The following is a 10,731-nucleotide window of genomic DNA, read 5'->3' on the forward strand; positions in this document are numbered from 1 at the left end:
GTCGTGGGGGGCGGGGTCGTGGGGGGCGGGGTGCCGTTGCCTCCGCCGAAGTCGACGTCACTGCACAGGTAGTACGACTGGTCCAGGTGGCTGGCCTGCCAGATGGTGTAGACGATGTGGCGACCCGTACGTCCCGGCGCGCTCACCGGAATCTGGATGGAGACGCCACCGGTGTCCGGATTCCACTGCGAGGCAGGGGTGTTGCCGATCTGGCCGGCCAACTCAAGGTCGCTCCAGCCGAGCGGCTGCGTGGACGAGTTGAAGCCCTGCTTGGTCACGTACACCCGGATGTAGTCGGCGCCGTGACTGGCCTGGTCGAAGAAGCGGAGCCGGAAGTTGTTCGCCACCGAGGTGGTCTTCCACGCGCCGACGGTGTCCATTGCGTTGTAGCGACCGCTCTGGGTACGCCCGCCGCTGCACAGTTGCCCGTTGGGGATGGCGCCCTGGTGGTTACCGGCCACGCCCTCGCGGAACAGGCCGTTCCAGTTCCACATGGCGTTCGGGTCGGCCTGCCAGGCCTGCCAGCACATCGGGTCCTCGGTGGCCATCCGTGGGTTCTGGAAGTCGCCGCCCCAGCGCTGCCAGCAGCTGTAGCTGCGGGAGGGCGGGTCGACGACCGAGCCGTGCGCGGAGGCGGACCGGACCAGCATCGTGGTCAGGGCGGTGGTCAACAGGAGCGTGCAGGCAGTCGCGATGGCGAACAACCAGAGCACACGTCGTGATCGGGTGAGAGTGGACATGGAGCCCCCGGGGGGATGAGGTCGGACGGACGACGACACCCGGACTGCCGGGAGTTGCCCACTCCCGTGCCTATTCGCTGGCTCCCGCGATGGCTCTACCCGGCACAATGCCAGGCAAATCGTCAGGCGTCAATGGCAGCGCGGCGCATCGGGGTGTGCGGGATGCCGTCCTCGAGGTACTCCGGGCCGTTGACCTCGAAGCCGTGCCGGGCGTAGAAACCCACAAGGTGTGACTGGGCTTCCAGCACGCACGGCTGGTTGCCCACCACCTCAAGCGCCGCGGTCATCAGCCGGCCGGCGTGCCCGCCGCCGCGCGCCGTCGGGGCCACCACCACCCGACCGATCCGCGCGAGGCCGCCCGGGTCGGCGAGGATCCGCAGGTACGCCAGGGGGGCGTCGCCGTCGGTGAGCCAGAGGTGCCGGGTGCCGGGCTCCACGTCCCGCCCGTCGATGTCCGGGTACGGGCAGTTCTGCTCCACCACGAACACGTCGACGCGGAGCTTGAGCAGGTCGTGGAGGGTCCGGGCGTCCAGGTCGGCGAAGGAGGCCGTCCGAAGTTCGGTGGTCTGCTGTGGCACGGCACCGATGGTAGGCCCTCCCGAGCCGGGCCGGTCAGCGTGTCTCCGGTGGGCGGAGGTAGGTGGCGGCCACGGCGGTGAGCAGCAGCGCGCCGCCGACGAGCACCGGCAGTGGAAGCGGCTCGTGCAGCAGCGCTACTGCCAGCGCCGCAGCGGTCAGCGGTTCGAGCAGGGTCAGCACGGCGGCGACGCTGCCGGGGGTGGTGCGCAGCCCGGCGTAGAACAGCGCGTACGCCACGGCGGTGGTGACGACGCCGAGGTGCAGCAGCAGCGCCACTGTGGAGACGCGGGCCGGTACGCCGATGCCGGCGACCAGCGCGAACGGGGCGAGGGTCAGCGCGCCGACGACTGTGGAGACGGTGGTCAGCGTCATGGGTTCGGTGTGCTGCGACACCTGCCGGCTGATCAGCGTCGTCACCGCGTACCCGAGGCCGGAGCCGGCGGCCGCGAGCAGGCCGAACAGTGGGGCCGGCGCCGCCGTCGTGGGCTGCGCGCTGGCCGTGGTGATCAGGGCGAGGCCGGCCACGGCGGCGACCAGCGTGCCGAGCCGCAGCGGGCCGGGGATCCGGCGGGCGCGCGCCGACTCCCAGGCCGCGGCGAGCACCGGGGCGAGGCCCAGGCTGACCACGGTGGCCACGCTGACCCCGGCCAGCGCCACGGCGGCGAAGTAGAGCGCCTGGTAGAGGCCGAGGCCGACGCCGGTGATCAGCAGCGGCACGGGCGCCGCGCGCAGGGCGCCCACAAGCGTGCCGAGCCGGCCGGCGGTGCACGCCAGCAGGACGAGCGCGGCGATCGCCAAGCGGTGGAAGCCGATGCTCACCGGGCTGAGGCCGGTGCTCTCGCGCAGGAGTTGAACCGCCACGCCGGTGGTGCCCCACAGCACTCCGGTGACGGTGATCTGGATCAGGCCGGTGCGGGCCGCAAGGGCGGCCGGGGCCGGGACAGCCGGCGACGCGGTACGGGACGTGGACACGGATGCGCTCCGAAAGGTGAGCCGTTGACGAGGACGACGTCGACGGAGCGCGTACGGCGAGATGGCCGAGCGGGTGGGTCACCCGGTCGGCGTGAGGCGCGGCGCTCCGTTCAGGAGCGCGGCGGGGAAAGAACGCCCAGCAAAGGCCGCATGCGACGACCGTACCGCAGCGGGCCGCGGGGCGGTCAGGGCCGTGCGGTCAGGGCCATGCGGTCAGGCTGGGCGGGCGCCGACGGCGTCGCGGATCTCGGCACCTTCGGTGCGTTCGACCGAGCGGGCGCAGTGCCCGCAGCAGAAGAACCGGCCGTTGACCTCGACGCCGTGACCGACGATCTTGATTTCGCAGTGCTCGCAGATGGGTGCCATGCGGTGGATCGCGCACTCGAACGAGTCGAAGGTGTGGACGTCGCCGCTGACGGTGCGTACCTCGAACGCCATCCAGTAGTCGTTGCCGCAGACCTCGCAGGTTGCCATTCTAAAACCCTCCGTATCAGGACATGTGTCATCAGACTGCCCTGCTGCCTGGTGGCAGATGGGTCGAAATGCGGCCGGTCGACCGGTGGGGGCGGCGTGTCGGCTCCGGCGTGTCGTCCGTTATGCCGGATGAGACCGCCGTGACCCGCCGTACCGCTCGGAGGATCGCAATGATCAAGCGCAACAAGCTCTTCGGCAGCCTGACCCGGGTGACCTTCTGCCTGCCCCGGGACGTTCCGCCCGGCCCGGTCAGCGTGGTGGGCTGCTTCAACGAGTGGCAGCCCGGCCGGCACGAGTTGGTGGCCCGCCGCGACGGCACCCGGACGGTGACCATCAAGCTCGCGCCGGGGGAGTACCGCTTCCGCTACCTCGCCAGCGGCGGGGTCTGGCTCGACGACGAGTCGGCCGACCAGGTCGACGACAGCGGCGGTCTGCTCCGGCTCTGACCGAAGAATCGCCACCATCGATGGATTTATCGACAGGTCTCTTTACTGTTAACAAAGTTTAAATTACGTTGAGGGGCACCTCACCGCGCGTCACGAAGGAGCTGCCCCGATGCGTCGAAGAATCACCGTCCCGCTGGTGGCGGCGGGCGCTGTCGCCGCCACCCTCACCCTCGCCGCGCCCGCCCAGGCGCACGGCTACGTCTCCGCCCCACCGAGCCGGCAGGCGCTCTGCGCGCAGGGCCGGGTGCCCGACTGCGGGCAGATCAAGTACGAGCCGCAGAGCGTGGAGGGCCCCAAGGGCCTGCGTAGCTGCAACGCCGGGATCGCCCAGTTCGCCGTCCTCAACGACGACAACAGGGGCTGGCCGGCCACGTCGGTGGGCACCTCGCTGACCTTCACCTGGTTCAACACCGCCCGCCACTCCACAAGCAACTGGGAGTACTGGATCGGCAACAGCCGGGTCGCCGTGGTCAACGGCAACGGCCAGCAGCCCGGCGCCACCGTCTCGCACACCGTCAACCTCGGCGGATACTCGGGCCGGCAGAAGATCCTCGCGGTGTGGAACATCTCCGACACCGCAAACGCCTTCTACTCCTGCATCGACGTGCAGATCGGCGGCGGGGGAGGCGGCACCACGCCCACCCCCACTCCGACCGCCTCGCCCACGCCACGACCCACCCCCACCGCCACGCCGACGACCACGCCCGCACCGGGTGGCAGTTGGACGGCCGGACGGGCGTACCAGGTCGGCGACCAGGTCACCTACGGCGGCCGCACGTACCGCTGCCGGCAGGCGCACACGGCGATCCTCGGCTGGGAGCCGCCGAACGTACCGGCGCTCTGGCAACAGGTCTGACCGTACGGGCGCGGTCCCGGCCGCGCCCGTGTCGCCGCCCTCGCGTGATCGGAGCCCTCGCCATGCCTCGCGTGACCCCGCTGGCGTCCCTGGTCGCCGCGCTGCTGCTCGCCGCCGCCTGCGCCGGGCCGCCCGCGTCGACACCACCCGGGCCTGCGGCTGCCCCGTCCCCGGCGGGATCCTCCACCGGGGACGCCATGAGCGGCATCGACGTCGTCTTCCTGAGCACGATGATCGGGCACAGCGAACGCACCCTGCAGATCGTCAGGCTGGCCGGGAGCCGGTTGCGTGACAACTCGCTGCGTACCCTGGCCGCCGCCATCGAGGCGACCGAGGCCGACGAGTTGGCCGAGATGCGCGGCTGGCTGCCAACCGCCGGGCCGGGCGCCGGCACGGCCGGGCACGACCACGCCGGGCACGGCGACGACGACGCGCTGGACCGGCTGCGGGCCGCCACCGACGCCGACGTCGACCGGGTGCTGCGCGAGGTGCTCGCCGACCACCAGCGGGCGGCGGCCGACCTGGCCCGGGCCCAGGTCGGCGTCGGCCGCGACGAGCGGGTCCGCGACCTGGCCCGGCGCATCGAGCGGTCCCGGACCGCCGAGGTCGAGCTGATCCAGGGGTACGCGGCTCAGATCAGTTCGGCTCCAGCCGGACCGAGATCGAGTTGACGCAGTGCCTGGTGTCCTTCGGGGTGAAGCCCTCGCCGTGGAAGACGTGCCCGAGGTGGCTGTCGCAGCGGGCGCAGCGGATCTCCGTACGGGCCATGCCGAGGCTGCGGTCCTCGATCTCCTTGACCCGGCCCGGGATGGCGTCGTCGAAGCTCGGCCACCCGCAGTGCGAGTCGAACTTCGTGTCGCTGGAGAACAGTTCCAACCCGCAGGCGCGGCAGTGGTAGACGCCCTGGGTCTTCGTGTCCACGTACTCGCCGGTCCACGGGCGTTCGGTGCCGGCCTCCCGCAGGACGTGGAACTCCTCGGGGGTCAACCGGACGCGCCACTCGTCCTCGGTCTGGGGCAGCTCGTTGTCGTCAAGACTCACCCCTCAACGGTACGTCGAACGTCGGGGGTGTGGCATAAGGTCGCGGGATGGGTGGCACCAAGGCAGCGGTCACCGAGGTCGAGGTGGCCGGGCACAGCGTACGGCTGAGCAGTCCGGACCGGGTGATCTTCCCGCAGCGGGGTTTCACCAAGGCGGACGTCTTCCACTACTACCTCGCGGTCGGCGACGGCATCATGCGCGCCCTGCGGGACCGGCCCACCACGCTGCAACGCTTCCCCGAGGGCATCGAGGGTGAGGCGTTCTTCCAGAAGCGGGTGCCCACCCGGGGCGTCCCACCGTGGGTGACGACCGCGCAGATCACCTTTCCGAGCGGCCGGAGCGCGGCCGAGCTCTGCCCGGTCGACCTGGCGCACGTGGCCTGGGCCGCGCAGATGGGCACCATCGTGTTCCACCCGTGGCCGGTGCGCGCCGCCGACACCGACAGCCCCGACGAGCTGCGCATCGACCTGGACCCACAGCCCGGCACCGACTTCGCCGACGCGGCCCGCGCCGCCGGGGAGGTCCGCGCGGTCCTTGACGAACTGGGCGCCACCGGCTGGCCGAAAACCTCCGGTGGCCGGGGCGTGCACGTCTACCTGCGCATCCAGCCCCGGTGGACCTTCACCGAGGTACGCCGGGCCACCATCGCGCTGGCCCGGGAGGTGGAACGCCGTCAGCCCGACCTGATCACCACCGCCTGGTGGAAGGAAGAGCGCGGCAGCCGCGTCTTCGTCGACTACAACCAGATGGCGCGCGACCGGACGATCGCCTGCGCGTACTCGCTGCGAGCCACCGCACGGGCCACCGTCTCCACCCCGGTCGCCTGGGACGAGCTGCCCGACGTCGACCCGGACGACTTCGACCTGCGCAGCGTCCCCGCCCGGTTGGCCGAGCGCGGCGACCCACACGCCGAAATCGACGACTCCCCGTACGACATCACCCCGCTACTGGAATGGGCCGAACGAGACGCCGCCGCCGGCCAGGGCGACCTGCCGTACCCCCCGGACCACCCCAAGATGCCCGGCGAGCCCAAGCGGGTCCAGCCCAGCCGCGCCAAGCGCTCCCCGGAAGACGACGCCTGACCTGGCCTTGCCGTAAGCGGACGGCGCGCGTAACCCAGGCACCCGGTGGGTGAAGGCCTCGCGCTGCCCGCTCCGATCCGCGCCGTGGGCGTCAACGCGATGCGCAACGCCGAGGGCGTCGCGAGGATTGCTCGGTGGCCTCAGTGGCTTGGTGTGCGGGCAGTTGGCCGGGGCGCTCAGTGGCTCAACGGATCGATTGGTGTTAGGCCCCGTGGCGCGGCAGCGCCAGCGAGCCGGAGACATCCGGGGCCGCCGCGCCAGTTGGGCTACGACCGCTTCGATGGCTGCTTGGCAGTGTCTACCTCAATCCATCACCTGGCCGTTCCACAGTGGATTGTGTTTCGTTCAGCCCTGGCGAGTTGGTCGGATGGTCAGGTCTCCGATCTCGACGTCGTCGGGTTGATCGATCACGAAGGCGATCGCGCGGGCGACCGCTACGGGGTCGATGCCGAGATCGCTCATGTTCTGCCTGGCCTGCTCGCGTACGGCGGGATCGTCGACTGCGTTGTCGATGAGTTCGGTCTTGACGTAGCCGGGGGAGATCGACGTCGTCCGCAGAGCCCCGGTGGTGCTCTCCTGCCGCAGTCCCTCCAGCAGGGTGCGGACCGCGTTCTTCGTGCCGGCGTACACCGCCTGGGTGGGGACGATCTTCAGGCCGGAGGTCGAGACGACCGTGACGAGGTGACCGCTGCCCTGGCGGTTGAACACGGGCAGCGCGGCGGCGATCCCGTGCAGGATGCCCTTGAGGTTCACGTCGACCATCGCCGACCAGCCCTCGACGTCCAAGTCGGCCATCAGGCTGATCCTGCTGACCCCGGCGTTGCCCACCAGGACGTCCAGGCGACCGAAGCGTTCGACGGCGAGGGCGACCAGCGACTGCAGGTCCTCGGGCGTCGTGACGTCCACCCGGGTGGCGGCCGCCGTACCGCCGGTGCTTTCGATCTCGGCGACCAGGCGGTCGAGCCGGTCGGTTCGACGGGCGCCGAGGACGACGGACGCCCCGAGTGAAGCGAGGTGACGAGCTGTTGCCGCACCGATTCCGCTGCTGGCACCGGTGATCGCGACGACCTTGCCGTGGATGGTCATGGGGATCCTCACGCTAGACTGGACACATGTCCGGTTACGGTGGCGATGATAGCGGACACGTGTCCGCTTCTGTCAAAGGTGTCGGGGCGCCACGTGCCGACGCACGGCGCAACCGCGAACGGATCCTCCGCGCGGCCCGCGAGTTGGTGCACGAGCCGGGTGAGCTGAGGCTCAACGCCGTCGCGAAGGCGTGCGGCATCGGGCAGGGCACGCTGTACCGGCACTTCCCGACCCGGGAGGACCTTCTCGCCGAGGTGTACCGCCGCGAGGTGGACGACCTGGTCGCCGCGGCCCCCGATCTGTTGGCGGCCCGCCCGCCGCTGGAGGCGTTGGCGGCATGGTTCGACCGGGTGGCCGCCTACGCCCGCGTCAAACGCGACGTGTTCGCCGCGGTCGAGGCGGCGACATGGCGTGACCTCGCCGCCCACAGTCTCGGCCCGATCGGTGAGGCGGTGGAAGTGCTGCTGGCAGCCGGCCGCTCCGACGGCAGCATCCGCGTCGATGCCGAAGCCCGCGACGTCATCGTGCTCATCAGTTGGCTGTCGCGACTGGACGACACCGAACTTGACGCCCGAGGACCGCGACTACTGTCGATCATCGTCGACGGTCTGCGCGTCAACCGCCCCTGACGCTGGCGATGGTCAGGGGCGGCTGGCGCGCTGGTTGGTCCGCCGTTGCGGTCGGCGTGGATCGGTATGGGCGCGTCGGCCACCCGCGAACCAGCCGGCAGCCGAATGCCGAACCGAGAAGGGCGGTGTCAGCCCTACTCGCAGCCGAGCGATTCCCGGTACCTGGGCGGCGGGTTGCCGGCGACCACCTTGTCGGCGGTCTCCCAGAACACCTCCGACCAGTCGCCCTCTTTGCTCATCTCCTGGAGCACCGGCCACCTGTGGCTGCTGCGCAGCGCGTCGCTTGCCCGCTGGAGAGCGGCATCGTCGCCTGCCTTCTTGGCCCGCAGCCACTCGCTGATCCAGGCGCAGCCGACGCGACTCGTCACGCGGGCGCCGAACTGGTACGCGTCGTTGGGGCCCAGATCGGTAAGTGCGGTGACGTCGAAGCCCGGGGGGAGCGGCACGTCGGTGAGTATCTTGGCGGCCTGCTCCTTCGCCCGTTCCGGCTTGACGATCTCAGCCGGCAGCGCGGCCAGCCAGGTGCGGGCGTCGACGCGGACCACACGGGTGAGGATCTTGTCGAACGCCGAGCGCGTCCACGCGCCTCCCGTCCGGAGTTCCACGAAGGAACCTTCGCGGGGCGCGAGCATGACCGCGAAGTCGCCCGCGTTGTACGTGAACAGCTCGGCCGGCCAGCCGTCGACCTTCACCGGTTCCGGCTTGCTGACGCTGAGCCGGTCCTCGTGGAAGCTGCCGTACACGTTGGCCGGATACCAGTTCATCTCCAGTTCCTGGTCGCCCTTGCTGAAGCTGATCGTGCCCGAATCCTCCAGGAAGCCGTAGACGGTGGTCGCCTTCCAGCCGGGCTGGTCGATCAGCAGTCGCGGGTTTTCCTCGGCGGCCTTGAGCACCATCGCCCAGTCGGTGATCGGCTTGTTTCCCGCTGGGGTGTCCGCCGGGGCGGATTCGCGGTCCTGCGATCCACCCACGTTCATGGCCGAGCCTGTGAAGATCACGGCGAGGACGGCTGCGGCGACACCCGCGCTGGCGAGGCCGCTGAGCAGCGTACGGCGGGTCCGTGGGCGTTTGGCCGGCGGTTCGGCGACCGGTTCGAGGGTCGGCGTGGACATGATCTCCTCCAGGAGGTGCTGCGCGGCCCCGTCGAGGTGCTGAACGGCGTGGGGTCGGTACGGGTCGGCGTCTCGGACCATCCGGTCGAGGTGCTCGTCAGTCATCAGCCCTCCTTCGGTGCGCGTACGGCCAGGACGTCGAATACATGTCCGGGTGGACCGGAGTCGTCACCGACGAGGTGTCGCAGCCGGCCCCGTGCGCGCGACAGCCGGGTGCGGACAGCGGCCGGGCTGATGCCCAGAACCTCGGCGGCCTCGCGCGGCTCCAGACCCTCCCAGAAGGTCAGCATCAACAGCTCCCGGTCCTGGTCGCTGAGTCGGGCCAGCGCGGCCCGGACAGTGAGCCGTTCGGGCACCTCGTTGCCGGGGTCGGCGACGATGACGGCCCTGAGTCGTTGGCGCAGCCGGTCGCCGAGTCGCCCCCGGCGCAGTCCGCTGCGGTGGTGGTTGGCGAGCACCCGTCGGGCGACGCCGTACAGCCACGGACGTACCTCCGTGTCGGGCGGCATCTGGTGACTGCGCCGCCAGGCGACGAGGAAGGTTTCGGCCACCACGTCGGCCGCGTCCTCGGGTTGCTCGACACGTCGCACGGCGTACGCCAGCAGCGGCGCGAAGTTGGCCGCGTAGACACGCCGGAATCGATCCTCGTGCTCGGTCGTGGAGCTCACGTCTACTCCATGTCCGGTTCGGCGGCGGGCGTGACGGGTTCGGAGCGGAAAAAACCACGCTAGCGGGCGGGGCGGGCTGCCGGAGATACGACAACCGATTGACATTCGATAGGTAGCAAGCGAGGATCGATACATGGTTGTCGAGTATCGAGCGGTAGCCGCTCTCCGCGTGTTCCTCGTGCTGCTGTTTCTGGTCCTGATTCCGTTCGAGACGCTCTCCCTGCCGGGGCAGTTCGCGCACATGGCGCAGGAATCGCCGCAGGACGCGTACCTCCGCTGGCCGGCCACGGCCGTGGCCGTCTTCTGGGTGGTGTGCGTCCAGGTGGTGATCGTGTGCACCTGGCAGTTGCTCAACCTGGTCAAGAAGGACCGCATCTTCACCGAGGCGTCCCTGAAGTGGGTGGACACCATCGTCTGGGCCATCGCCGCCGCCTGGGCGGTGCTGGTCGCCGTCTTCGTCTACGTCGTGTTGAACGCGGACGATCCCGGGCTGCCGGTCCTGCTGTTCCTGCTGACAGTGGGGGTCACAGTGGCCGGGCTCCTGATGGTCGTGCTGCGTGCGCTGCTGCGGCAGGCCACCACGCTGCGGACCGACATGGAAGCGGTGATCTGATGCCCATCATCGTCCGCATCGACGTCGAGTTGGCCAAGCGCAAGATGAGCGTCGGCGAGTTCGCCGAACGGGTCGGGCTCACCCCGGCGAACGTGGCGGTGCTGAAGAACGGCCGCGCCAAGGCCGTCCGTTTCAGCACATTGGAAGCGATGTGCCGGGTGCTCGACTGCCAGCCCGGCGACCTCCTCGAATGGGTCGACGAATGACGTACCTCATTGCTCTCCTGGCCGCAGCCCTCGGCGTCGCCGGCATCGTGCACGGCGAGGCCGACGACTCTCCCGGCCTGCAACTCCTGGGTGCCGCGCTCGTCGTGGGCGCTGTCGTCTTCGGGGTACGGATGATCCGGCACGGAAGGCGCAGGCTCGGGCGCGACAGTTAGCCCACGGCCGAGCCGCACGAGTCGAACCGGCTTCCCGGAGTAACGATCATGTAA

General features: G+C 70.3%; 16 protein-coding genes. 8 read left to right on the top strand and 8 right to left on the bottom strand.

Annotated features, from left to right (window positions below):
* The 4 genes from ADK66_RS09115 to ADK66_RS09130 form a co-directional block, all read right to left on the bottom strand.
* A partial coding sequence (locus tag ADK66_RS09115; protein WP_197281467.1) for a lytic polysaccharide monooxygenase occupies nt 1-740 on the bottom strand: 740 nt, incomplete at its 3' end.
* 122 nt (nt 741-862) lie between these two features.
* Nucleotides 863-1,318 carry a GNAT family N-acetyltransferase gene (locus ADK66_RS09120; protein WP_053653493.1) on the bottom strand — a complete coding sequence of 152 codons (456 nt, stop codon included), beginning with the start codon at nt 1,316-1,318 and terminating at the stop codon, nt 863-865.
* Between the two features lie 34 nt (nt 1,319-1,352).
* A complete protein-coding gene (locus ADK66_RS09125; protein WP_053653494.1) occupies nt 1,353-2,291 on the bottom strand; it encodes a DMT family transporter in 939 nt (312 codons plus the stop codon).
* Nucleotides 2,292-2,504: 213 nt separating this feature from the next.
* Nucleotides 2,505-2,765: a hypothetical protein gene (locus tag ADK66_RS09130; RefSeq protein ID WP_053653495.1), complete on the bottom strand. Its 261-nt coding sequence runs from the start codon at nt 2,763-2,765 to the stop codon at nt 2,505-2,507.
* 170 nt (nt 2,766-2,935) lie between these two features.
* Here ADK66_RS09130 and ADK66_RS09135 point away from each other — a divergent pair, with 170 nt between their 5' ends.
* The 3 genes from ADK66_RS09135 (at nt 2,936) to ADK66_RS09145 (ending at nt 4,738) form a co-directional block, all read left to right on the top strand.
* Entirely contained in the window at nt 2,936-3,211 is a 276-nt protein-coding gene (locus ADK66_RS09135) for an isoamylase early set domain-containing protein (protein WP_053653496.1), read from the top strand.
* 109 nt (nt 3,212-3,320) lie between these two features.
* Nucleotides 3,321-4,067, top strand: coding sequence for a lytic polysaccharide monooxygenase (locus ADK66_RS09140; protein ID WP_053653497.1), 747 nt, complete (start codon nt 3,321-3,323; stop codon nt 4,065-4,067).
* Between the two features lie 62 nt (nt 4,068-4,129).
* Nucleotides 4,130-4,738 carry a DUF305 domain-containing protein gene (locus ADK66_RS09145; protein ID WP_053653498.1) on the top strand — a complete coding sequence of 203 codons (609 nt, stop codon included), beginning with the start codon at nt 4,130-4,132 and terminating at the stop codon, nt 4,736-4,738.
* Here ADK66_RS09145 and msrB read toward each other — a convergent pair.
* Nucleotides 4,704-5,108, bottom strand: a complete 405-nt coding sequence (msrB, locus tag ADK66_RS09150; protein WP_053653499.1) for a peptide-methionine (R)-S-oxide reductase MsrB — start codon at nt 5,106-5,108, stop codon at nt 4,704-4,706. The two genes, ADK66_RS09145 and msrB, sit on opposite strands and share 35 nt — an antisense overlap.
* A gap of 47 nt (nt 5,109-5,155) precedes the next feature.
* On the opposite strand from msrB, the gene ligD reads away from it, so the two are divergent.
* Entirely contained in the window at nt 5,156-6,190 is a 1,035-nt protein-coding gene (gene ligD, locus ADK66_RS09155; protein ID WP_053653500.1) for a non-homologous end-joining DNA ligase, read from the top strand.
* Nucleotides 6,191-6,535: 345 nt separating this feature from the next.
* On the opposite strand, the gene ADK66_RS09160 is transcribed toward ligD, so the two are convergent.
* Complete coding sequence (locus ADK66_RS09160; RefSeq protein WP_053653501.1) at nt 6,536-7,276, bottom strand: SDR family oxidoreductase; 741 nt, start codon at nt 7,274-7,276, stop codon at nt 6,536-6,538.
* A gap of 59 nt (nt 7,277-7,335) precedes the next feature.
* Here ADK66_RS09160 and ADK66_RS09165 point away from each other — a divergent pair, with 59 nt between their 5' ends.
* Nucleotides 7,336-7,905 carry a TetR/AcrR family transcriptional regulator gene (locus tag ADK66_RS09165; RefSeq protein ID WP_053653502.1) on the top strand — a complete coding sequence of 190 codons (570 nt, stop codon included), beginning with the start codon at nt 7,336-7,338 and terminating at the stop codon, nt 7,903-7,905.
* 134 nt (nt 7,906-8,039) lie between these two features.
* Here the strand turns inward: ADK66_RS09165 and ADK66_RS09170 are convergent, their stop codons facing one another.
* Together ADK66_RS09170 and ADK66_RS09175 are read right to left on the bottom strand one after the other, a co-directional pair.
* Nucleotides 8,040-9,122: a hypothetical protein gene (locus ADK66_RS09170; RefSeq protein WP_053653503.1), complete on the bottom strand. Its 1,083-nt coding sequence runs from the start codon at nt 9,120-9,122 to the stop codon at nt 8,040-8,042.
* Nucleotides 9,122-9,685 carry an RNA polymerase sigma factor gene (locus tag ADK66_RS09175; protein ID WP_053653504.1) on the bottom strand — a complete coding sequence of 188 codons (564 nt, stop codon included), beginning with the start codon at nt 9,683-9,685 and terminating at the stop codon, nt 9,122-9,124. Before ADK66_RS09175 ends, ADK66_RS09170 begins: the two co-directional genes overlap by 1 nt.
* A 133-nt stretch (nt 9,686-9,818) precedes the next feature.
* Here ADK66_RS09175 and ADK66_RS09180 point away from each other — a divergent pair, with 133 nt between their 5' ends.
* The 3 genes from ADK66_RS09180 to ADK66_RS31825 are packed head-to-tail and all read left to right on the top strand — an operon-like array spanning nt 9,819 to nt 10,677.
* Nucleotides 9,819-10,298, top strand: coding sequence for a DUF2975 domain-containing protein (locus ADK66_RS09180; protein ID WP_053653505.1), 480 nt, complete (start codon nt 9,819-9,821; stop codon nt 10,296-10,298).
* Nucleotides 10,298-10,504, top strand: a complete 207-nt coding sequence (locus ADK66_RS09185; RefSeq protein WP_053653506.1) for a helix-turn-helix transcriptional regulator — start codon at nt 10,298-10,300, stop codon at nt 10,502-10,504. The genes ADK66_RS09180 and ADK66_RS09185 overlap by 1 nt, the downstream gene beginning before the upstream one ends.
* Nucleotides 10,501-10,677 carry a hypothetical protein gene (locus ADK66_RS31825; protein WP_167945325.1) on the top strand — a complete coding sequence of 59 codons (177 nt, stop codon included), beginning with the start codon at nt 10,501-10,503 and terminating at the stop codon, nt 10,675-10,677. Before ADK66_RS09185 ends, ADK66_RS31825 begins: the two co-directional genes overlap by 4 nt.
* The last annotated feature ends 54 nt before the right edge of the window (nt 10,678-10,731 follow it).

It is taken from the genome of Micromonospora sp. NRRL B-16802, assembly GCF_001279555.1.
Taxonomy (GTDB): Bacteria; Actinomycetota; Actinomycetes; order Mycobacteriales; family Micromonosporaceae; genus Micromonospora; species Micromonospora profundi.